Here is a 22,104-nt window from a genome sequence, read left to right as displayed (position 1 = left end):
TCCGCCAGGGACGCAACCGATTGCCCACCCACGCGCTTACCGCCAAAGGTCCCGCCACAGGCCCCGGCATGGCGGGAAAGCCGCTGGAGGCGGCATTCTGGATGCTCGGGGCCGCCCTGTTCATCGCCATCGGCAACGCGATGATCCGCCATGTCAGCGGTGAGCTTCATCCCTTCGAGATTGTCTTCTTCCGCAACCTGTTCAGCCTGATGTTCATGCTGCCCTGGCTCGCGGCGGTCGGGCTGGGACGGCTGCGCACCGGGCGGGCCGGGCTCTACGCCTCCCGCTCGGCGACCAGCCTGGTGGCGATGCTGTGCTGGTTCTACAGCGTCACCCATATGCCGCTGCCGGACGCCACGGCGCTCAGCTTCACCATCCCCCTCTTCGTCACCGCCGGGGCCGCGCTGTTCCTGAACGAGACGGTGCGGGCGCGGCGCTGGGCCGCCGTCCTGGTCGGGCTGGCCGGGGTGATGATCGTGGTCCGCCCCGGCGACACCACCCTGGACCCGGCGATCCTGGTCATGCTTCTGCATTGCGTCGCCGCCGCCGCCACCACGCTGCAGGTGCGGGCGCTGGCGACGTCCGACGGGGTGATGGTGGTGGTCGCCTACATGGGGCTGTTCCTGACCCCGATGGCACTGGTGCCGGCCCTGTTCGTGTGGGAGTGGCCGAGCTGGACGGCGCTCGGCTGGCTCGTCCTGCTGGGCGGCGTGCTGACGCTGGGGCAGTTGGCGATGACCCGCGCCTTCAAGCTGGCGCCGGCCTCGGCGATGATGCCCTACGACTACGCCCGCCTGCCCTTCACCGCCCTGCTCGCCTGGCCGCTGTTCGGCGAGGCCATGGACCTGTGGGGCTGGGTCGGCGCCGGGGTGATCGCGGCCTCCGCGCTCTACACCGCGCACCGCGACGCCGCGCAGTCCCGCGCCGAGCGGACGGCCTCCGCCAAGGCGTGAGCCGTCAGCTGTTTCCGGCGGGCTTCATCCCGGAAGCGTCACCCGCGGCAGGCTTCATCTGTTGCTCCTTGCGCAGGGCGGCGCGGGCGCGGTCCTCATGCTCGGGCTTCAGATTGCTGCGCACCGCATGGACGGCCGTGGCCAGCACCGCCGCGTCGTCCACGAAACCGACCGCGATCAGCCAGTCCGGGATCGAGTCGGCGGGCAGCACGAAATAGGCCAGCGCCGCCATCAGGATCGCCTTCGCCTTGAAGGGCGTCTGCGGGTCGGTCGCGCAGAAGAAGGCGGCCAGCGCCTGCTCCAGGAAGGGAATGCGGTGCAGGTTGGCGCGCAGCGTGTTCCAGAAGCGGCGGCGGACGTAGCGCTCGTTCCGCTCCACGCGGACGGGATCGATGACGGCGGGCAAAGCGGCGGCGGCTTCGGTGGGTCCGTCGGTGGCAGTCTGCATGGCTTTCCCTGGGCTCCCCCTGGCCTTACCGCCCTTCCCGGTGGACCGGGCGGGGCGGCCTGTTGCACAGTTGCGTGGAGTGACAACAGCGCAGACGCGCCAATGGTCCCGCCAAGGGTTCGACTACGGCCAAAGGGTCAGAAGGAGGAAAGCGCCATGCCGATGAAGAAGGGCTACAAGGAACTGCTGGCCGAAGCGAACGCCCGCATCCAGGCGATCACGCCACAGGAGGCGCTGTCCCTGCACGGCGACCCCGACGTGGTCTTCGTGGACATCCGCGACCCGCGCGAGCTGACGCGCGACGGCATGATCCCCGGCGCCTTCCCGGCCACCCGCGGCATGCTGGAATTCTGGGTGGACCCGGACAGCCCCTATCACAAGCCGGTCTTCGCGTCGGGCAAGCGCTTCGTCTTCTACTGCGCCAGCGGCTGGCGCTCGGCGCTCGCCACAGACACGGTGCAGTCGATGGGGCTGGAGAACGTCTGCCACCTCGAAGGCGGTTTCAAAGGCTGGAAGGAGGCCGGGCTGCCCATCGCCACGGTCGAACGCAAGGACGGCTGAGATGGAACAGAGAGTCAGCCTGATCACGTTGGGCGTCGCCGACCTCGCGCGCAGCCGCCGCTTCTACGAGGAAGGGCTGGGCTGGACCCCCTCCCCGGTCAGCCAGGACGCCATCACCTTCTACCAGCTGGGCGGCGTGGCGCTCGCCCTGTTCGGGCGGGAGGCGCTGGCCGAGGACGCGCATCTGGCGGAGTCCGGCCCGACCTCGGGTTTCGGCGGCATCACGCTGGCCCACAACCTGCGCAGCAAGGCGGAGGTTGACGCCGTGATGGCCCAGGCCGAACGGGCCGGCGGGCGCATCCTGAAGCCGGCGCAGGACGTCTTCTGGGGCGGCTACAGCGGCTATTTCGCCGACCCGGACGGTCACCCCTGGGAGGTCGCCTGGAACCCCTTCGCCGCGCTGGGCGAGGATGGAAGCTTCAAGCTGGAGGGGTGAGCGGCACATCGCCCACTTGCAATCTTTGCTCGAAGATGTGGTGGAAGCGTTTGCCACCGTCCGGAGCAAGACACCGTCGTGACCCCCATGACAGCGTTGCTCGAAAACGAGGAATGTTACTTTTTGACGAAATATATTTTCGTTAAAATGTAGCTTAATATTAATATGTATCATCCACGATGCGATGACCTGCAACGTCAACGCATCGTGGAACGAGCCGATGTCTACGGTCAAAGCACGCCTTTTGGTTGCCCTCTCTGTTCTGTGCTTCTTTCTTTTCGCGATTGCGGCCACCGGCTGGCTGGCCTTGGGGCAGGCACACCGGGGCATGGAGACGGTGTTCAAGGACCGCGTCGTCCCGTTGCGTGACCTGAAGGTCGTCTCCGACATGTTCGCCGTCAACATCGTCGACACCACGCACAAGGTGCGCGGCGGCGCCGAGACCTGGGAGGGCGGTCTCAAATCCATCGATGCCGCACTGGGCGAGATTGCGACGCGCTGGTCGGCCTTCACGGCCACCTCGATGAACGCCCGCGAAAAGGATCTGGCGAACGAGGCCGAGCGCCACATGGGCAAGGCGCGCGCCGCCGCGACGACCGCGCGCGCGCTGATGCAGGCCAAGGATCAGGCCGCGCTCGACGCCTTCGCGGTGTCCACGCTCTATCCCAGCATCGATCCGGTGGCGGCAGCCGTCGGAAAGCTGGTCGACCTGCAGTTGAAGGAGGCTGAGGCCGAGTATGGGCGGACCAACGCCGCTTACGACACCTCCCGCTGGATTTTGGGGATCGCGGTGCTGCTCGGCGTGCTGGCCGCCGCCTTTGCGGTGACGACGACGCTGTTCCGCGTGGTCGGCCCGCTGCGCGCCATGGCCGAACTCATGCAGCGCCTTGCCAAGGGCGATCTCGGCATCACCGTCAACGGCACGGACCGGAAGGACGAGGTGGGCACGCTCGCCCGTTCGCTGGCCGTGTTCAAGGATTCCGCCGTCGCGAACCGCCGCATGGAGGAGGAGCAGCGCCAGGAACAGGCCCGCAAGGAAGCCCGGCAGGCGCTCGTGGAAAACTACATCGTCGGCTTCGACAGCACGGTGCACGCGACGCTGAAGATGCTGGCCTCCGCCGCCACCGAGATGCGCGCCACCGCAAAGTCCATGTCGTCCACCGCCGAGGAGACCAGCCGGCAGGCGTCGACGGTCGCCGCCGCGTCGGAGCAGGCGACCACCAACGTCCAGGCGGTCGCCGGGGCCACCGAGGAGTTGTCCGCCTCCATCACCGAGATCGGCCGCCACGTCGCGACCTCCACCACCATCGCCGGCAACGCCGTGGATGAGGCGGCCCGCACCGACCGGACGGTCCAGGGGCTGGCGGAGGCCGGTCAGAAGATCGGCGAGGTGGTCGGGCTCATCAAGGCCATCGCCGACCAGACCAACCTTCTGGCGCTCAACGCCACCATCGAGGCCGCGCGCGCCGGGGAGGCCGGCAAGGGCTTCGCCGTGGTGGCCTCGGAGGTCAAGTCGCTGGCCAACCAGACGGCCAGGGCGACCGAGGAAATCGCCACCCAGATCCAGACGATCCAGGGGGTGACCACCGAAACCGTCCGCGCCATCAAGACCATCGGCGGGACGATCGGAGAGATCAACGGCATCGCCACCACCATCGCCGCCGCGGTGGAGGAGCAGGGCGCGGCCACCGGCGAGATCGCCCGCAACGTCCAGCAGGCCGCCCACGGCACGACGGAAGTGTCGGGCAGCATCGTCCAGGTCCATCAGGCCGCGGTGGAGACCGGGTCGGCCGCCTCCCAGGTGCTGTCCTCGGCCGAGGAGCTGAGCCGGCAGGCGGAAACGCTCCGCCTGGAGGTCGAGCGCTTCCTCGTCAACATCCGGGCGGCGTGAGCGCCGCCCCACGGCCATTCCCAAAACGAAACGAGGGGGCCGAAGCCCCCTCGTTCCACATCCGGAATGGTCGCGCGCTTACTTGACGTTGGCGCGGGCCATGGCGCCCAGGCGCAGGCGGAGCGCGTTCAGCTTGATGAAGCCTTCCGCGTCCTTCTGGTTGTAGACGCTGTCTTCCTCGAACGTCACATAGTCCATGCGGTAGAGGCTGTTCGGCGACTTGCGGCCGACGACCGTGACGTTGCCCTTGAACAGCTTCAGGCGGACCACGCCGTTCACCGGCTCCTGGGTCTGGTCGATCAGCGCCTGGAGCGCCAGACGCTCCGGGCTGAACCAGTAGCCGCAGTAGATCAGCTCGGCGTAGCGCGGCATCAGCTCATCCTTCAGATGGCCGGCGCCGCGGTCGAGCGTGATGCTCTCCATCGCGCGGTGGGCGGCCAGCAGGATGGTGCCGCCCGGCGTCTCGTACACGCCGCGCGACTTCATGCCGACATAACGGTTCTCGACGAGGTCGAGGCGGCCGATGCCGTTCTCGCCGCCCAGGCGGTTCAGCTCGGTCAGCAGGGCCGCCGGGGACAGGGCCTTGCCGTCGATCGCCACGGCGTCGCCGCGCTTGAACTCGACCTCGACGTAGGTCGGGGTGTCCGGGGCCTTCTCCGGGGCGACGGAGCGGGTGTACATGTCCTCGAACGGCTCGACCCACGGGTCCTCCAGCGCCTTCCCCTCGTAGGAGATGTGCAGGAGGTTGGCGTCGGTCGAGTACGGGGCCTCGCCGCGCTTGTCCTTGGCGATCGGGATCTGGTTCTTCTCGGCGTAGTCGATCAGCCGGGTGCGGCTGTTCAGGTCCCACTCGCGCCACGGGGCGATGATCTTGATGTCCGGGCGGAGCGCGTAGTAGCCCAGCTCGAAGCGGACCTGATCGTTGCCCTTGCCGGTGGCGCCGTGGGCCACGGCGTCGGCGCCGACCTGGTTGGCGATCTCGATCTGGCGCTTGGCGATCAGCGGCCGGGCGATCGAGGTGCCGAGCAGGTAAGTGCCCTCATAGAGGGTGTTGGCGCGGAACATCGGGAACACGAAGTCCCGCACGAACTCTTCGCGCAGGTCGTCGATGAAGATGTTTTCCGGCTTGATGCCCAGAAGCTCGGCCTTCTTGCGTGCCGGCTCCAGCTCCTCGCCCTGGCCGAGGTCGGCGGTGAAGGTCACCACCTCGCATTGATAGGTTTCCTGAAGCCACTTCAGGATCACCGAGGTGTCGAGGCCGCCCGAATAGGCGAGCACCACTTTCTTGATCTGTTTGCCGGACGCACCGCTCATGGGACTACTCACGCGGGTGGGGAAAAATATCGGTGGCGGACAGTAGCCCTACGACCGATGCGAATCAATCGGTCCCGCTCATAAGTCACCTCTCCCCAGAGGGGAGAGGGTTGGAGCGCTCAATCCGTCCCGGCGTCGGCCGCGACGGTGTTCTCCGCGGCGGGGCGGGCGGGCGCCCGGTCCACGAAGGGCCAGCGGATGTAGGCGTAGAGCCACATCGCCAGGATGTCCGCCCCGTTGATCAGCAGGACCAGCGCCCACAGCGGGCTGCGCCCGCCCTTGGCCAGCACCCAGCCGCCGAAGATCAGCTTCAGCATCAGCAGGATCGCCATGACGAGGTTCGCCGTCCACGGGTCGGTGGACATGATGGCCGCCCAGGGCTGCCAGTAGACGGCGTTGAGCAGGGCGACGATGGACTCGAGCATCTCCATCACGCGGCCCTCCGCGCCTTGCGCGTCCGCGCCGGCCCGTCGACCAGGACGCGCGCCGGCCAGCGCCGCACCGTCAGCAGCCCCAGCACGCCGACCAGCCCGATCACCGGCACGAAGATCACCAACGCCCACCACGGCGAGAAGCCCGCCCGGCGGAAGATGCGCATCAGCGGCCAGACCGCCGCGGCGTTGAACAGGAACAGGATCAGGCCGGGATCGACGGCAAACTCAGGCACGGAGCACTCCCAGGGATAGGTCCGGCCTTATCCGGCCAGCGCCGCGTCCTTCTCGGCCAGCACCTTCTCGATGGCGGCACGGTCGGCGGCGGACAGGCGGACGGACGCGCTCTTCAACTGGCCGCAGGCGGCCATGATGTCCTCGCCGCGGGTGGTGCGGACGGGGCTGGCGTAGCCGGCGTTGTTGACGATGTCGCCGAAGACCTGGATCGCCCGGTCGGTCGAACGCTCGTAGGGGGCGCCCGGCCAGGGGTTGAAGGGGATCAGGTTGATCTTCGACGGGATGCCCTCCAGCAACTTGACCAGGGCGCGGGCGTCCGCCGGGCTGTCGTTGACGCCCTTCAGCATCACGTATTCGAAGGTGATGCGCCGCGCGTTGTTCAGGCCGGGGTAGGTGCGGCAGGCGTCCATCAGCTCCTTCAACGGGTATTTCCGGTTGATGGGCATGATGATGTCGCGCAGTTCGTCGGTCACGGCGTGCAGGCTGACCGCGAGGTTGACGTTCAGCTCCTCGCCGCAGCGCTTCATGGCCGGGACGACGCCGGAGGTCGAGAGCGTGATGCGGCGCTTCGAGATCGATATCCCGTCGCCGTCCATGACGATCTTCAGCGCCTTGGCGACGTTCTCGTAGTTAAAGAGCGGCTCCCCCATCCCCATCATGACGATGTTGGAGATCATCCGCCCGTCCGGCGGCGCCGGCCATTCGCCGAGCGCGTCGCGGGCCAGCATGACCTGCGCCACGATCTCCGAGGCGTCGAGGTTGCGCACCAAACGCTGCGTGCCGGTGTGGCAGAAGCGGCAGGTCAGCGTGCAGCCGACCTGCGAGGAGACGCAGAGCGTGCCGCGGTCCTCCTCGGGGATGTGGACGCTCTCCACCTCCTGCCCGTCGGGCATGCGCAGCAGCCACTTGCGCGTGCCGTCCACCGACTTCAGGTCGCGCACGACCGTCGGGCGGGCCACGGCGTAGCTCTCCGCCAGCGTCTCGCGCACCGGCTTGGCAAGCGTGGTCATCACCGCGAAGTCGGTGGCTCCGCGGTGGTAGATCCAGTGCCAAAGCTGGCGGGCCCGGAATTTCTCCAGGCCGACGGACAGCATTTCGGCTTCCAGCTCGTCGCGGGACAGGCCGACAAGGTTTTTGCGCCCGTCGGCGTCAACAGCCGGCAGGGCAAAGGCAGCAGCATGGTTGGAGGCGCTCATGGCCCCCTAAATAGGGCCACGAGCGTCCGGAGTCAAAAGACGAAACGAGGAGCGACCAAGTGAAAAGAGCAGCGCTGCTCAGCGCTTCACGCCGCAGGCCTGGTTGATCGCGTCGTAAGCCTGGGCGAAGCCGTCGGTGCCGTAGGTGTCGGTGGTCTTCGTGCCGCGGGCCGAAACACCCTTCACCACCATGGACTTGCCCTTGGCGTCGCGCATCGCGGCGGTGACGGCCTTGTCGGTGTCGGCGTCGCGCGCCCAGGCGGTCTCGCCGTCGGTGAACAGCTTGAAGGACTTGCCCCCCACGTCCACCGTGGACTCGCTGTCCTTCTTCAGGGGATAGCCGACGACGACGCTGACGACGTCCAGCGCCTTCTCCGCCGGGCGGTGGGTCACCAGCACATAGATGTCCCCGCGCTTGGCCGCGGCGGGTTCCTTCTTCTTGGGCTGACTGGACAGGTAGCAGACCTTGTGCCCGCCCTCGTCGAAGGCGAAGGCGTTCCAGTCCTTGAAGGTCCCCAGCAGGCGCGGGTCGGCGGCGGCGGCCGTGGTGACGGTGCCCATGGTGACGGCGGCGGCGAGGATCGGACCGGCCAGAAGCAGAGCGGCGCCGGCGGTGCGACGGATGGTGCGGATGGGCAACATCGGTTGGCGAAGGCTCGAATGGTTTCGCGGACGGGTTCGGGAGTGGGGCGGACCCTACCCCAATTCGGTGAAGCTTTCCAGGGCCGCCGCCCTGTCCCGGCGGCGAAGTCACGGGTTGTCCCAACGGCCGGTCCTGCAATCGATCGCTCGATTTCGTATCGAAAGCCGGTGATCCGATGGCCCGCGGGGTGCGTAGAAGACCCATCGAACCTCAAGTCCAACGCCCGACGGAACGTCGCAGCCCCCCATGACACCCTTGGCCGCCCGAGCAGACGACTGCGCACAGGACACGGGGGAGCGCCAAACACGCTTTGCAGCGGGGCGCTCCGCGCACCATGTGTTGCGGGGCTTGCCATCTTGCGCAACGCCCATGCGCGCAGAGACGGCGCCCCCGAAGACGTGCCCGAAGACGTGGATGCAGGATCTTGGTTCCCCAGCCGCCGGCGCCGACCGGACCTTCGAAGAGCTGCTGACCGCGGTCGGGCGGGACCGCGACCGCGCGGCCTTCGCGGCGCTGTTCGGCCATTTCGCCCCGCGGCTGAAGGCCTATCTGCGCCGCCAGGGCTGCGACGCGGGCGGTGCGGAGGAGTTGGTGCAGGACGTGATGCTGTTGGTGTGGCGCCGCGCGGAAACCTATGACCCGACCCAGGCGTCCGCCGGCACCTGGGTGTTCACCATCGCCCGCAACCGGCGGATCGACGCGCTGCGGCGGGAACAGCGGCCCGAGATCGACCCCGCCGACCCCACGCTGGTGCCCGACCCGATGGAGAGCGCCGACGACGGGGTGGCGGCGCGGGAGACCGCCGGACGGCTGCGGGCCGCGCTGAAGACCCTGCCGCCGGAACAGGCCGACCTGCTGCGTCTGGCCTATTTCGAGGACAAGCCGCACAGCCTGATCTCCGCCGAACAGGGCATTCCGCTGGGCACCGTCAAGTCGCGCCTGCGGCTGGCCATGGAACGGCTGCGCAAGGCCATGAGGGACTCCCGATGACCGTGCCCACCCACCATCCCGGCGACACCCTGCTGATCGACTATGCCGGCGGCGCTCTGGGCGAGGCGGCGTCGCTGATCGTGGCGACCCATCTGGCGCTGTGCCCCTGCTGCCGCCTGAACGTCGCCGAGATGGAGGCGGTCGGCGGCGCCCTGCTGGAGAGCATCGAGCCGGAGGAGGTCGATCCCGCCTGCCTGGAGACGGTGCTGGCCCGGCTGGACGACCTGCCGCCCCTGCCCCGCGCACCCCGGCCGAAGCTGGTCTGCCAGCCGGCCGAGGTGCCGCTGCTGCCCGAACCGCTGCGCCGCTACGTCGGCAGCGACCTGTCGCGCCTGCCCTGGAAGCGGCTGATGCGCGGCATGGACTGCTACGACATCCCTCTGGGGTCCGGCTCCGGCTACGATTCCGAACGCCGCGGCAAGGCCCGGCTGATGCGGCTGGCCAGCGGCGTCGGACCGCCCCACCACACCCACCGGGGGATTGAGCTGACGCTGGTGCTCGACGGCGGCTTCACCGACGATCTCGGCCAATTCGCCCGCGGCGACCTGTCCGTCGCCGACGACTCCGTGCGCCACCGCCCGGTGGCCGACGAGGAGGGCTGCCTGTGTCTGGCGGTGACCGACGCGCCACTTCATTTCACCGGCGCGCTGGGGCTAATCCTCAACCCGTTTGTGAAGTTCTGAGCCGGATCACCCCTCGTCGCGGACGGCGTCAGTCATCGTCGCTGACGATCACGGGCTTCTGGATGCCGCGCATGCGGCGGCGGCGCTCCGGGTTGCGCATGATCTGGCGGCCGTGCTGGTGATCGCGCAGCGGCTCGGTCGGGCCGCCGACGCGCACCGGGCGTTCGGCGAAGCGGCCCAGGCTGATCATCCGGTCGTACATCACCAGCGCGCCGGCCACCCCGACGTTGATGCAAAACTTCATCGGGATCTTCACCGTGAAGTCGCAGCGCTCCAGCAGCGGCTCGGACAGGCTGCCGCGCTCCGGCCCCAGCACATAGGCGGCGCGGGTCGGGTGGCGGAAGCTGGGCAGTTCCACCGCGTCCTCGGTCAGCTCCACCCCGACGAGCTGGCAGTCCTTGGGCAGGGCCAGATCGGCCACCCGGTCGTAGACGTAGAGCGGCAGATGCTCCGTGGCACCCGAGGTGTCGACGATGTGGGCCTCGTGCAGGTCGGGTTCCGGGTCGATGGCGAAGAAGAAGGAGGCGCCGAAGGCGTGGGCGGAGCGCATCAGGTTGCCGACGTTGCCCGGCTTGCTGATCCGCTCCACCCCGATGGCGAAGTATCCACGCATGGCTTGCACAATCACTCGTAGTTTCGGCCCGCATACACGGCGGATCGGCCGCGAATCGGCCATGATCCGGCGGGTCCGACGGTGCGACACCTTGCCTCGCGACCCGGAGAGAGGCAAGCTCTCCACCCATGAGCCACGACCATTCCTCCTGCTGCGGCGGCCACGGTGACCACCACGGCCACGCCGACCATAACCACCCCGCCGAGGGGCACGCCGACCTGTCCGGACCGCCGGAGGCGCCGATCCTCGTCGAGGTGACGCGCGGCGGCATGGTGGAATCCGTCCATCGCGGGCGCGCCTGCATCGTCGATTCCGACGGGCGTGTGCTGGCCCAGTGGGGCGACATCCAGGCGCCGGTCTACCCGCGCTCCGCCATCAAGGCGATCCAGGCGATCCCGCTGGTCGAGACGGGCGCGCTCGACGCCTACGAGCTGGGCGACCAGGAGCTGGCGCTGGCCTGTTCCTCCCACCACGGGGAGATCCGCCACACCCGCATCGCGGAGGCCTGGATCAAGCGCATCGGCCTGACCGTGGGCGATTACGAGTGCGGGGCGCATCTGCCGACCGACACCGAGACCGCCCACGAGATGATCCGCCACGGCGAGACGCCGACCGCCTTCCACAACAACTGCTCCGGCAAGCACGCCGGCTTCCTGACCACCGCCCTGCACAAGGGCGAGCCGACCAAGGGCTATGTCCGCTTCGACCATCCGGTGCAGCAGCGCATCCTCGGCGTGATGGAGCAGATGACCGGCCAGGACCTGTCGCAGGCCCCCTGGGGCGTCGACGGCTGCGCCATCCCGACCATCGGCATCCCGCTGGGCGCCATCGCCTACGCCATGGCCCGCATCGGCGACCCCAAGGACCTGCCCGATTCCCGCGCCGAGGCGGTGGCCCGCATCCGCCGCGCCTGGCGGTCGCACCCACACCTGATCGCCGGCAAGGACAGCTTCGACACCGGCATGATGCAGGCGGCGGGCGGCTTGGTGCTGGTCAAGGGCGGGGCCGAGGGCGTAGGCTGCGCCGTCCTGCCCAAGCAGGGGCTGGGCATCGCCCTGAAGATCGACGACGGCACCCCGCGCGCCCGCGAGGTCGCCCTGGCCGCCCTGATCCGCGCCACCAAGGTCCTGTCGGACGAGCAATGGAGGCGAGCCGGCCAGCTCATCAACCAGCCGGTGACCAACCGCAACGGCCTGGAGGTCGGCGTGGTCCGCCCGGCGGAGGGCTGAAGGTCCGCAAGCGCGATCAAGCGGCCCTCGGCTAGGGTGTCGGGCATGGAGGACTCATGACCAAGCCCGACACCCTGCTGGACTACGGCCGCCGCATCGAGCGTGTCATCGACCACATCGCCGCCCATCTGGACGAGACGCTGGAGCTGGAACGGCTGGCCGCCGTCGCCTGCTTCTCGCCCCACCATTTCCACCGCATCTACCGCGCCATGGCGGGGGAAACGGCGGCGGACACGCTGCGTCGGCTGCGTCTGCACCGTGCCGCGGGGGATCTGGTGCGGGGCGGCGACGGCGTGGCGCAGGTCGCACGGCGGGCCGGCTATGGCAGCGTGGAGGCGTTCACCCGCGCCTTCGGGCAGGTCTACGGCTTGAGCCCCGGTGCCTACCGGCGGCAAGGCCGTCTGGTTCCTCCACCCGACCAACCACCGGACGAGGAGCGAAACATGCACGACGTCACCATCCGCGATCTGCCGCCGCTGCGCGTGGCCGCCATGGCTCACCAAGGCCCCTACATGGATATCGGCACGACCTTCGAGCGGCTGTACGCCTGGGCCGCAGGCCGCGGCCTCGTGGGACCGGACACGCGGTCCTTCGCCCTTTATTACGACGACCCGGAATCAGTTCCGGCGGACCGCCTCCGCTCCGAGGCCGCGTTGCTGGTCGACGGACCGATCCCCGAGGACGGAACGGTCCGCGCGCTCGACATCCCCGGCGGCCGGCACGCCGTTCTGATCCACAAGGGCCCCTACGCGGAGTTGGAACGCCCCTACCGTTGGCTCTACCGCGACTGGCTGCCGTCGAGCGGCCACGCGCCGGCCGACCGCCCCTGCGTCGAGGAGTATCTGAACGACTGCCGCAAGCTGCCCCCGGAAGAGTGGCTGACCGAGATCCGTTTGCCTTTGGCGTGAGAGGCGGTGGGGAGGCCTTCCTCCCCACCCGTCCCTGCGATGATGGTATGGTCCGGCACCCGTCCACCTGACCGGTTGCCCGATCCATGAGCATCGACACCCTGCGCGCCCAGTACGAAGCCTTCCCCTATCCCGCGCGCAACCCCGCCGACGAGAAAAAGCGCCTGATCACCGGGTCGCCCAGCCATCTGGACGAGGTGAACCACAACGTCTTCGGCGGGCGCCTCGACCACGCCAGGCCCCTCAGGGTGCTGGTGGCCGGCGGCGGGACCGGCGACGGGACGATCATGATCGCCCAGCAGATGGCCGACGCCGGCAATCCGGGCCGCGTCACCTATCTCGACCTCTCCGACGCCGCGCGGGCGGTCGCCGAGGCGCGGGCCCAGGCGCGCGGGCTGACCAACATAGACTTCCGCCGCGGCTCGCTGCTCGACCTCGGCGGGCTGCTGGAGGAAGGGGGACCGTTCGACTACATCGACTGCTGCGGCGTGCTGCACCATCTGGACGAGCCGGCGGCGGGCGTCCGCTCGCTGGCCGGGGCGCTGAAGCCGGGCGGCGGGATCGGGCTGATGGTCTACGCGCCGTACGGACGCACCGGCGTCTACCCCATGCAGGCGGCGCTGCGCACCATCACCAAGGACCTGCCGCCGAAGGAGCAGGTGGCGCTGGCCCGCCGGCTGATCGAACGCCTGCCGACGTCCAACTGGCTGCTGCGCAACCCCTTCATCAACGACCACAAACAGGCCGACGCCGACCTCTACGACCTGCTGCTGCACTCCTGCGACCGGCCCTTCACCGTACCGGAGCTGGCGGAGCTGGCCGCGGCGGGCGGGCTGGCCATCGCCGCGCTGGTCGACCCCTACCGCTACGACCCCGCCGTCTGGGTGAAGGACCCCCGCGTGCTGAAGCGGCTCGACGGGCTGTCGCGGCTGGAGCGCGCCGCCTGGGCCGAGCAGGTCACCGGCAGCATGACCAAGCACATCGCCTATCTCGTCCGCCCTGAGGACGCCGAGGGTTCGGTCGCCCGCCCCGACGGGCCGGAGGTGGTGCCGGTGCTGCGCGACCTCGACGGCGCCGCGGTGGCCAAGGGACTGCCCCCCGGCGGGGTGCTGGAGGCCGAGCTGATGGGCGCCGTCGTCCCCCTGCCCCTGCCCCGTCTGGCCGGGCCGATCCTGGCGCGGGTGGACGGGCGGGCCAGCCTGGGCGCCATCCACCAAGCGGTGACGGGAAAGGCCGGGCCGCTGGCCTGGGACGCCTTCCTGGCACAATTCGCGCAGCTTTTCGCGGCGCTGAACGGCGTCGGCAAGATGTATCTGCGCCGCTGAACCGTCCACGGTCTCCAAAATGAAAAATCCGCCGCCGGGCGACCCGGCGGCGGAAGTTCATGGAGGAAACAACCAGGCAGCAAAGGGTGCTTAGTGGATGGTCTCGCCGTGCAGGGCGAGGTCCAGGCCGTCGCGCTCGACGTCCTCGTCGACGCGCAGGCCCATCACCACGTCGATGACCTTCAGGATGATGAAGGAGCCGACCGCCGAGTAGACGATGGTGGCGAGAATGCCGTAGACCTGCGTCCAGATCTGGCCGACGTTGCCTTCCAGGGCGCCGGCGGTGCCGCCGATGGCTTCCTGGGCGAAGACGCCGGTCAGGATGGCGCCGACGATGCCGCCCACGCCGTGCACGCCGAAGGCGTCCAGCGAGTCGTCATAGCCGAGGGCGCGCTTCAGGCCGGTGGCGCCCCAGTAGCAGATCACGCCGGCGGCCAGACCGATGACCAGGGCGCCGGTCGGACCGACGAAGCCCGAGGCCGGGGTGATGGCGACCAGACCGGCGATGGCGCCGGAGATGATGCCGAGAACCGAAGGCTTGCCCTTGGTGGCCCACTCGACCAGCAGCCAGGACATGGCGGCGGTGGCGGCGGCGATCTGCGTGACCAGCATGGCCATGCCCGCACGGCCGTCGGCGGCCACGGCGGAACCCGCGTTGAAGCCGAACCAGCCGACCCACAGCATCGAGGCGCCGATCAGGCTGAGCACCAGGTTGTGCGGAGCGAAGTTCTCGTTCGGATAGCCCTTGCGCTTGCCCAGCACGATGGCGGCGACCAGACCGGCCACGCCCGCGTTGATGTGCACCACGGTGCCGCCGGCGTAGTCGAGCACGCCGTCACCCGCCAGATAGCCGCCCGGACCCCAGACCCAGTGGGTGATCGGCGCGTAGACGATCAGCGACCACAGGCCCGTGAAGACCAGCATCGAGGAGAACTTCATGCGGTCGGCGAAGGCGCCGGTGATCAGGGCCGGGGTGATGATGGCGAAGGTCATCTGGAAGACGACGAAGATCGTCTCGGGAATGACGCCCGTCAGGCTGTCCTTGGTGATGCCGGCCAGCATGAACTTGGACAGGCTGCCGAAATACGGGGTGCCTTCGGTAAAGGCGATGCTGTAACCGGCGAAGAACCACAGGATGCTGACCAGGCAGCAGATCGCAAAGCTCTGCATCACGACCGACAGCACGTTCATCTTGCGGACCATGCCGCCGTAGAACAGAGCCAGACCCGGGATGGTCATGAACAGAACCAGCGCCGTGGCGACCAGCATCCAAGCCGTGTCGCCGCTGCTCAGGGTGGGTTCGGCCGCGGCGGCGGCCGCTTCCTGGGCGAGGGCGGCGGCAGGCAGACCGGCCAAGCCCAGAATCGCCGCCATCGTCGGCGCGGCGAGGGTGAAGAGACGGCTCATCGAGGCTCCTCTTTATTCGAATGCTTCTGGCCCGTTTCGCCCCGTCCCCGGTACAGACGGGGCGGCGGGAGGGGGCCGTGTACGCCGATTTGTCTTCAAGAAGCGTGCCAACCCAAAAGGGCTAGGAATCGCGGTGGTTGCGGCCTTTCGGATGACCGCAAAGCAGCATAGGACCCGAGTCGCCGGACTGCATTGCCCAGAAAATAAGCAGAAACTCGGCCCATCCACCCCCCCGCAATACAGCGTGATTCGCCCATGGATTGTGGGCCGATTGCTGTCCGTTCGGGCGCTGCACGCTCGTTTCCCGCGCGCTTGCCTGTTTTTTATGCACAATGATGCGCCCGAATTCCGCACAGCCGTTGGGCAGCCCCCTCTATTTCCGGCCTGTTCCCCTCGGCCTATTGGCCCGCCCCCGTGAAATGTGGCACGGTCACCCTCTCTACCGGCGGAGCCGGACGGGGCCGGGGACAAGCGGTCCCCGCCCACATGGGTCCGCCGGACGCTTCCGGATGGCCGACAGCAAAAAAGAGAACCGAAAGGGGAGACACATGCTCGACAAACGGGATCTGCGGTTGGCGCCGCGCCGTGCCGTGGCCCTCGTCCTGGCCGGTGGCCGGGGCAGCCGGCTGAAGCAGCTGACCGACCGTCGCGCCAAGCCCGCCACCTATTTCGGGGGCAAGTTCCGGATCATCGACTTCGCGCTGTCGAACTGCATCAATTCGGGCTTCCGCCGCATCGGCGTGCTGACCCAGTACAAGTCGCACAGCCTGCTGCGCCACCTGCAGCGCGGCTGGAACTTCTTCCGCGGCGAGATGAACGAGTTCTGCGACCTGCTGCCGGCCCAGCAGCGCATCAGCGAGACCGCCTGGTACCAGGGCACCGCCGACGCGGTGTACCAGAACCTGGACATCCTGCGCGACCATGAGCCGGAATACATCCTGATCCTGGCCGGCGACCACATCTACAAGATGGATTACGGCGCGCTGCTGCTCGACCACATCGCCAAGAAGGCCGATGTGACGATCCCCTGCATCCAGGTGCCGCGCGCCCAGGCCACCGGCTTCGGCGTGATGCATGTGGACGAGACGCAGCGCGTCATCGACTTCGTCGAGAAGCCCGCCGACCCGCCCCCGATGCCGGGCAACCCGGACAAGTCGCTGGCCAGCATGGGCATCTACGTCTTCAACGCGCAGTTCCTCTACGACCAGCTGGAGCGCGACTTCAACGAGCCCGGCTCGTCGCGCGACTTCGGCAAGGACATCATCCCGTATCTGGTGACGAGCGGGGCGCGGGTGATGGCCCACGACTTCGCCGATTCGGCCATCCTGAACGGCCACGAGTCCGAGCCCTACTGGCGCGACGTCGGCACCATCGACGCCTATTGGGAGGCCAACCTCGACCTCTGCCACGTCACGCCGCAGCTCAACATGTACGACCGCGAGTGGCCGATCTTCACCTACCAGGAGCAGCTTCCCCCGGCGAAGTTCGTCTTCGACGACGAGAACCGGCGCGGCATGGCGGTGGACAGCCTGGTGTCGGGCGGCTGCATCATCTCCGGCTCGCTGGTGAAGAACTCGCTGCTGTTCAGCGAGGTGCGCGTCAACTCCTTCAGCGAGCTGCATCAGGCGGTGGTCCTGCCGGATTGCGACATCGGCCGCCACTGCCGCCTGACCAAGGTGGTGATCGACCGCGGCGTGGTGATCCCCGAGGGGCTGGTCGTCGGCGAGGATCCGGAGCTGGACGCCAAGCGCTTCCACCGCAGCGAGGGCGGCGTCTGCCTGATCACCCAGGACATGATCGACCGCCTGCCCAAGGACTGACCCTTCCCATCCCCCTTCGCCCCCATGGGGCGAGGGGGCGGTGAGCAAGACCAAGAAGAAACCGAAAGACCCCGCCTCCATGCGCGTCCTGTTCGTCACGCCGGAATGCTACCCCCTGGTGAAGACCGGCGGGCTGGCCGACGTTTCCGCCGCCCTGCCCCCCGCCCTGAACCGCGCCGGAGCCGAGGTCCGCCTGCTGCTGCCCGGCTATCCGGCGGTGCTGAACGGGCTGACCGACCTGCAGCCGGTCGGCAATCCGCTCACCGACCTCCCCGGCGGCGCCCCGGCGACGCTGCGGATCGGACGGATGCCGGGCGGGGTGCTGGCCTATGTGCTGGACGCGCCGTCGCTCTACGACCGGCCCGGCAACCCCTATCTGGGGCCGGACGGCAAGGACTGGCCGGACAACGCGGAACGCTTCGCCGCCCTGTCCTGGTGCGCGGCGGGCTTCGCGGCGGAGGACGGCCTCGATCCCTGGTGGCGTCCCGACGTGCTGCACGGGCACGACTGGCAGACCGGCCTGATCCCGGCCTATCTGGAGCTGCGCCCCGACCGCTTCGCCGGGCCGTTCCGGCCGGGCACGGTGACGACGATCCACAACATCGCCTACCAGGGCCTGTTCGGCGCCTGGATGATGAGCGACCTCGGCCTGCCGTCCGCCGCCTTCCGGATCGACGGGGTGGAGTATTACGGCGGCGTCGGTTTCCTCAAGGCCGGCTGCTTCTATTCCGACCGCCTGACCACGGTCAGCCCGACCTATGCCCACGAGATCCAGACGGCGGAGCACGGCGCCGGCCTCGAAGGGCTTCTCGCCACCCGGGCCGAGGCGCTGACCGGCATCCTCAACGGCGTGGACTACGACATCTGGGACCCCGCCACCGACGCGCACATCGCCGCCCGCTACGGCGCCGCGGACCTCGGCGGCAAGGACCTGTGCAAGGCCGATCTCCAGGCGACCTTCGGCCTGGACCGCCGGGCGGACGCCCCGCTGGCCGCGGTGGTCAGCCGCCTGACCGGTCACAAGGGGCTGGACCTGGTGCTGGAGGCGGCCTCGCAATGGATCGCCTGGGGCGGCCAGCTCGCCGTTCTCGGCAACGGCGAACCGGCTCTGGAGGCCGGCTTCCGCCATCTCGCCACCTGGTACCCGAAGTCGGTCGGCGTGCGCATCGGCTACGACGAGGCTTTGTCCCACCGCATCCAGGCCGGCGCCGACCTGTTCCTGGTGCCCTCGCGGTCGGAGCCCTGCGGCCTGACCCAGATGTACGCGCTGAAGTACGGCACCCTGCCGCTGGTCCGCCGCACCGGGGGCCTCGCCGACACCATCGTGGACGCCAACCCGGCGGCGGTGAACGACGGCAGCGCGACGGGCTTCCAGTTCGTCAACGCCACCGCCCAGGAGCTGACCTGGGCGCTGCGCCGCGCCGCCGCCCTCTACCGCAAGCCCGAGCGCTGGCACGTCCTGCAGCAGCACGCGATGACCCGCGACTTCGGCTGGCACGGCCCGGCGGAGGAGTACATGGAGCTGTACCGCGCGGTGGCGCCGGTTCTGGTGGGGTGAGGCCGCTCGCCCCTCATCGGCATCACACCGGCACGGCCACATAGTTCGACGCGTCGACGCACGGGAATTCCTTGGCGATGCGGTAATCGTTCCGTCCGGCCCAATCGAAAAAGCCGCCCTCGTTGGCGTTCATGACCTCGATGAACAGGATGGGCCTGTGGAGGGCGATCGTGTTCCGGGCGCCGGACAGGGTTTCCATCTCCATGCCCTCGACGTTGATCTTGATGAAGTCGACGCGCTCCTGGACGAGATCGTCGATGGGGTGGACGGCGACGCGTCCGCCCGCCGCCGGGACCAGCCGCGCCGCCCCCAGGTTGGCCTCGTCGGCAACGCTGAGGTCGAAGGAGCCGGCACGGTCTCCGACGCCGCATTCCAGGAACGTGATGATCGCCGGGTCGAGCCGGTTGATCTCCACGTTCTTCTTCAGGAAATGCATGGCCGCCGGGTTGGGCTCGACCGCGATGATGCGGCGCGGCGCCATGAACAGACCATAGTAGACGACGTGGTTCCCGACATTGGCGCCAATCTCCAGGATCGCCGATCCGGCCGGCACGAGTTCCCGCAGATAGTCCAGTTCCTCCTGTTCGAAAAACATGCGCCGCAAATAATGGCGGTGGATCATGTCGAACGGATTGGCGATGGCAAAGCCGACCTTTACGCCGGACACCACGAAGTTGATCACGATGGGATGGTTCCGGAAGAACGCGCCGAACACCCGCGTCACCGCGTGGCGCCACCCGCTACCGTCCGCCGAGCGCGGCCCGGTGGAGTGGGCGCCGCGCCGGTTGATGAAGAGCGGCTGCGCGATCTTGCAGCATTTGTGCGTCCGCCAGAGCTCGAGGTAATATTTGAAGTCCTCGCCGGTATCCATGGCCTCGTCGAATGGGATGGATCGCGCGACGCGCGCGCGGACGAAATGCCCCATCTGCAGCGTCAGATACGGGTCGTTCAGGAGAATGTCGGTCAGGAGGGTGGTCGCCCCCACCTGCTTTTCCCGCAACACCACCGCGTCCGACCCGAACCACTGCTCGGCGATCATCCCGAACACAGCGTCGAAGTCCCCCACGTGGGCCCGGACCACCGCGAAGCCATCGCGATCCATCAGGTCGTCGGCGTCCAGGAAGAAGACCCACTCCGCGCCGTGTTGGATGGCGTGCTCGACACCGAAGTTCCGGCACTTCGAACGGCCGATCGCGCCGTCCGGGTCGGGGATGCGCAGGATCATCACGTCCGAAAAGGGTCCCTGGTCGGTGCGGAACGCCGCCTCGACGGAGGCCGCCGCCTCGTCGGACAAGCCATCGTGCCCCGGCCCCACCGGGATGATCACCGCGCATTTCATGAATGATCCCCCAAAGGCACGCTTCGCGCCGCCATAGTCCATGGCCGCCGCGGGACGGTAAAGGGAAAAGGCCGGACGCCGCACCGTGCCGCGGGCGGCCCCGCCCCTGGCCGGCGCGCGGCATGGTTGTCGCGCGACGGACCATGGGAGGGGGTGTGAGGGGAGCCGCCCTGCGAGCCGCGACCGACGTTGGTCAAAGCGGCACCGTCGCCCTTCTCCATTGCGCGCATCGTCCGTCCGCCCTATGTTCCGCCCCAAACCAGGGCTCCGGGCACCGATGACTGACCTTTCGCACATCCGCAATTTTTCGATCATCGCGCACATCGACCACGGCAAGTCGACCCTTGCCGACCGTCTGATCCAGCAGTGCGGCGGCCTCGATTCGCGCGAGATGCGCGAACAGGTGCTCGACAGCATGGACATCGAGCGCGAGCGCGGCATCACCATCAAGGCGCAGACCGTCCGCCTGCTCTACAAGGCCAAGGACGGGCAGCAGTACACGCTGAACCTGATGGACACGCCGGGCCACGTCGACTTCGCCTACGAGGTCAGCCGCAGCCTCGCCGCCTGCGAGGGCTCGATCCTGGTGGTGGATGCCTCGCAGGGTGTGGAGGCGCAGACGCTCGCCAACGTCTATCAGGCGATCGACAACAACCACGAGATCATCCCGGTCCTCAACAAGATCGACCTGCCGGCGGCGGAGCCCGACCGCGTGAAGCAGCAGATCGAGGACGTGATCGGCCTGGACGCCACCGACGCCGTGGAAATCTCGGCCAAGACCGGCCTGAACATCGACGCCGTGCTGGAAGCCGTGGTGCAGCGCCTGCCCGCGCCCAAGGGCAACGCTGACGGCGAGCTGAAGGCCCTGCTGGTCGATTCCTGGTACGACCCGTATCTCGGCGTGGTCATCCTGGTGCGCGTGGTGGACGGGCGGCTGAAGGTGAACCAGAAGGTCCGCTTCATGTCCACCGGCAGCGCCCACGAGGTCGACCGCGTCGGCGTCTTCACCCCGAAGGCGCTGCTGACCGGCGAGCTGGGGCCGGGCGAGATGGGCTTCATCACCGCCGCCATCAAGGACATCACGCTGACCAAGGTCGGCGACACCATCACCGAGGACCGCCGCCCGGCGGCCGAGCCGCTGGCCGGCTTCAAGCCGTCCATCCCCGTGGTGTGGTGCGGCCTGTTCCCGGTGGACGCCGCCGACTTCGAGCGGCTGCGCGACAGCCTGGGCAAGCTGAAGCTGAACGACGCCAGCTTCCATTACGAGGCCGAGACGTCGGCGGCGCTGGGCTTCGGCTTCCGCTGCGGCTTCCTCGGCCTGCTGCATCTGGAGATCATCCAGGAGCGGCTGGAGCGCGAGTTCAACCTGGACCTGATCACCACGGCGCCGTCGGTGGTCTACAAGCTGTACATGACCGACGGCACGGTGATGGATCTGCACAACCCGGCGGACATGCCGGACGTGATGAAGATCGATCGCATCGACGAGCCGTGGATCAAGGCCACCATCATGCTGCCCGACGAGTATCTGGGCGGCATCCTCCAGCTCTGCACCGAGCGGCGCGGCCAGCAGATCGAGCTGACCTACGCCGGCGCCCGCGCCATGCTGGTCTACCGCCTGCCGCTCAACGAGGTGGTCTTCGACTTCTACGACCGCCTGAAGTCGATCAGCCGCGGCTACGCCAGCTTCGACTACCAGATGGACAGCTACGAGGAAGGCGACCTCGTGAAGATGTCGATCCTGGTGAACGCCGAGCCGGTGGACGCCCTGTCGATGATCGTCCACCGCTCCCAGTCGGAGCGCCGCGGCCGCCAGCTCTGCGAGCGGCTGAAGGAGCTGATCCCGCGCCAGCTCTTCAAGATCGCCGTCCAGGCGGCCATCGGCGGCAAGATCATCGCCCGCGAGAGCATCGGCGCGCTGCGCAAGGACGTGACGGCCAAGTGCTACGGCGGCGACATCAGCCGCAAGCGCAAGCTGCTGGACAAGCAGAAGGAAGGCAAGAAGCGCATGCGGCAGTTCGGCCAGGTCGAAATCCCGCAGAGCGCCTTCATCGCCGCCCTCAAGATGGGCGACGAGTGAGCCCCGGCGTCGCGGTGATGTGATGGAAAGCGGGTCCGGCAA

The 22,104-nt window shown here is 68.4% G+C and carries 21 protein-coding genes; 12 read left to right on the top strand and 9 right to left on the bottom strand.

The window, feature by feature from the left end; all coding sequences use genetic code 11:
• The first annotated feature begins 101 nt into the window (after positions 1 to 101).
• Entirely contained in the window at positions 102 to 953 is an 852-nt protein-coding gene (locus tag AMK58_RS01400) for a DMT family transporter (RefSeq protein WP_236778156.1), read from the top strand.
• Between the two features lie 4 nt (positions 954 to 957).
• On the opposite strand, the gene AMK58_RS01395 is transcribed toward AMK58_RS01400, so the two are convergent.
• Positions 958 to 1,401, bottom strand: a complete 444-nt coding sequence (locus tag AMK58_RS01395; protein ID WP_035669748.1) for a YkvA family protein — start codon at positions 1,399 to 1,401, stop codon at positions 958 to 960.
• 156 nt (positions 1,402 to 1,557) lie between these two features.
• Here AMK58_RS01395 and AMK58_RS01390 point away from each other — a divergent pair, with 156 nt between their 5' ends.
• The 3 genes from AMK58_RS01390 (at position 1,558) to AMK58_RS01380 (ending at position 4,289) form a co-directional block, all read left to right on the top strand.
• The gene (locus AMK58_RS01390; protein WP_196813082.1) at positions 1,558 to 1,962 is read left to right on the top strand and encodes a rhodanese-like domain-containing protein; all 405 of its coding nucleotides are present in this window, start codon (positions 1,558 to 1,560) and stop codon (positions 1,960 to 1,962) included.
• Position 1,963: 1 nt separating this feature from the next.
• Entirely contained in the window at positions 1,964 to 2,398 is a 435-nt protein-coding gene (locus tag AMK58_RS01385) for a VOC family protein (RefSeq protein WP_035669751.1), read from the top strand.
• A 184-nt stretch (positions 2,399 to 2,582) separates the two neighbouring features.
• Positions 2,583 to 4,289 carry a methyl-accepting chemotaxis protein gene (locus AMK58_RS01380; protein WP_079285293.1) on the top strand — a complete coding sequence of 569 codons (1,707 nt, stop codon included), beginning with the start codon at positions 2,583 to 2,585 and terminating at the stop codon, positions 4,287 to 4,289.
• A gap of 78 nt (positions 4,290 to 4,367) precedes the next feature.
• Here AMK58_RS01380 and AMK58_RS01375 read toward each other — a convergent pair whose 3' ends face one another.
• The 5 genes from AMK58_RS01375 to AMK58_RS01355 form a co-directional block, all read right to left on the bottom strand.
• Positions 4,368 to 5,603: an argininosuccinate synthase gene (locus tag AMK58_RS01375; protein WP_035669763.1), complete on the bottom strand. Its 1,236-nt coding sequence runs from the start codon at positions 5,601 to 5,603 to the stop codon at positions 4,368 to 4,370.
• A gap of 119 nt (positions 5,604 to 5,722) precedes the next feature.
• Positions 5,723 to 6,034 (bottom strand): hypothetical protein, encoded by a 312-nt coding sequence (locus AMK58_RS01370; RefSeq protein WP_035669765.1) that lies wholly within the window; start codon positions 6,032 to 6,034, stop codon positions 5,723 to 5,725.
• Positions 6,034 to 6,270 (bottom strand): DUF805 domain-containing protein, encoded by a 237-nt coding sequence (locus AMK58_RS01365; RefSeq protein ID WP_035669769.1) that lies wholly within the window; start codon positions 6,268 to 6,270, stop codon positions 6,034 to 6,036. Before AMK58_RS01365 ends, AMK58_RS01370 begins: the two co-directional genes overlap by 1 nt.
• Positions 6,271 to 6,297: 27 nt before the next feature.
• Entirely contained in the window at positions 6,298 to 7,467 is a 1,170-nt protein-coding gene (gene rlmN, locus AMK58_RS01360; RefSeq protein WP_035669772.1) for a dual-specificity RNA methyltransferase RlmN, read from the bottom strand.
• Between the two features lie 78 nt (positions 7,468 to 7,545).
• Entirely contained in the window at positions 7,546 to 8,109 is a 564-nt protein-coding gene (locus AMK58_RS01355) for an invasion associated locus B family protein (protein WP_035669774.1), read from the bottom strand.
• Between the two features lie 415 nt (positions 8,110 to 8,524).
• Here AMK58_RS01355 and AMK58_RS01350 point away from each other — a divergent pair, with 415 nt between their 5' ends.
• Positions 8,525 to 9,100 (top strand): sigma-70 family RNA polymerase sigma factor, encoded by a 576-nt coding sequence (locus tag AMK58_RS01350; RefSeq protein WP_035669778.1) that lies wholly within the window; start codon positions 8,525 to 8,527, stop codon positions 9,098 to 9,100.
• A complete protein-coding gene (locus tag AMK58_RS01345; protein WP_035669780.1) occupies positions 9,097 to 9,783 on the top strand; it encodes a ChrR family anti-sigma-E factor in 687 nt (228 codons plus the stop codon). Before AMK58_RS01350 ends, AMK58_RS01345 begins: the two co-directional genes overlap by 4 nt.
• Before the next feature lie 28 nt (positions 9,784 to 9,811).
• Here AMK58_RS01345 and AMK58_RS01340 read toward each other — a convergent pair whose 3' ends face one another.
• On the bottom strand, positions 9,812 to 10,396 hold the full coding sequence (locus tag AMK58_RS01340; protein WP_035669783.1) for an RNA methyltransferase: 585 nt from the start codon (positions 10,394 to 10,396) through the stop codon (positions 9,812 to 9,814).
• A gap of 128 nt (positions 10,397 to 10,524) precedes the next feature.
• Between AMK58_RS01340 and AMK58_RS01335 the strand changes: the two genes are divergently transcribed.
• The 3 genes from AMK58_RS01335 (at position 10,525) to AMK58_RS01325 (ending at position 13,858) form a co-directional block, all read left to right on the top strand.
• Positions 10,525 to 11,625 (top strand): asparaginase, encoded by a 1,101-nt coding sequence (locus tag AMK58_RS01335; protein WP_059398512.1) that lies wholly within the window; start codon positions 10,525 to 10,527, stop codon positions 11,623 to 11,625.
• Between the two features lie 56 nt (positions 11,626 to 11,681).
• Positions 11,682 to 12,533 carry an AraC family transcriptional regulator gene (locus AMK58_RS01330; RefSeq protein ID WP_051140003.1) on the top strand — a complete coding sequence of 284 codons (852 nt, stop codon included), beginning with the start codon at positions 11,682 to 11,684 and terminating at the stop codon, positions 12,531 to 12,533.
• Positions 12,534 to 12,619: 86 nt separating this feature from the next.
• Positions 12,620 to 13,858 (top strand): class I SAM-dependent methyltransferase, encoded by a 1,239-nt coding sequence (locus tag AMK58_RS01325; RefSeq protein WP_059398511.1) that lies wholly within the window; start codon positions 12,620 to 12,622, stop codon positions 13,856 to 13,858.
• 90 nt (positions 13,859 to 13,948) lie between these two features.
• On the opposite strand, the gene AMK58_RS01320 is transcribed toward AMK58_RS01325, so the two are convergent.
• Positions 13,949 to 15,265, bottom strand: a complete 1,317-nt coding sequence (locus tag AMK58_RS01320; protein WP_035669790.1) for an ammonium transporter — start codon at positions 15,263 to 15,265, stop codon at positions 13,949 to 13,951.
• Between the two features lie 548 nt (positions 15,266 to 15,813).
• Here AMK58_RS01320 and glgC point away from each other — a divergent pair.
• Together glgC and glgA are read left to right on the top strand one after the other, a co-directional pair.
• Positions 15,814 to 17,085: a glucose-1-phosphate adenylyltransferase gene (gene glgC, locus AMK58_RS01315; RefSeq protein WP_035669793.1), complete on the top strand. Its 1,272-nt coding sequence runs from the start codon at positions 15,814 to 15,816 to the stop codon at positions 17,083 to 17,085.
• 79 nt (positions 17,086 to 17,164) lie between these two features.
• The gene (gene glgA / locus AMK58_RS01310) at positions 17,165 to 18,643 is read left to right on the top strand and encodes a glycogen synthase GlgA (protein ID WP_035669868.1); all 1,479 of its coding nucleotides are present in this window, start codon (positions 17,165 to 17,167) and stop codon (positions 18,641 to 18,643) included.
• A 22-nt stretch (positions 18,644 to 18,665) separates the two neighbouring features.
• Here the strand turns inward: glgA and AMK58_RS01305 are convergent, their stop codons facing one another.
• Complete coding sequence (locus AMK58_RS01305; protein WP_158646833.1) at positions 18,666 to 20,297, bottom strand: FkbM family methyltransferase; 1,632 nt, start codon at positions 20,295 to 20,297, stop codon at positions 18,666 to 18,668.
• Between AMK58_RS01305 and lepA the strand changes: the two genes are divergently transcribed.
• Entirely contained in the window at positions 20,260 to 22,062 is a 1,803-nt protein-coding gene (gene lepA, locus AMK58_RS01300) for a translation elongation factor 4 (RefSeq protein ID WP_035669796.1), read from the top strand. The genes AMK58_RS01305 and lepA overlap by 38 nt on opposite strands.
• Positions 22,063 to 22,104 lie beyond the last annotated feature (42 nt).

Source organism: Azospirillum brasilense (assembly GCF_001315015.1).
Taxonomy (GTDB): domain Bacteria; phylum Pseudomonadota; class Alphaproteobacteria; order Azospirillales; family Azospirillaceae; genus Azospirillum; species Azospirillum brasilense.
This window is presented reverse-complemented; position numbering and strand designations above follow the sequence as displayed.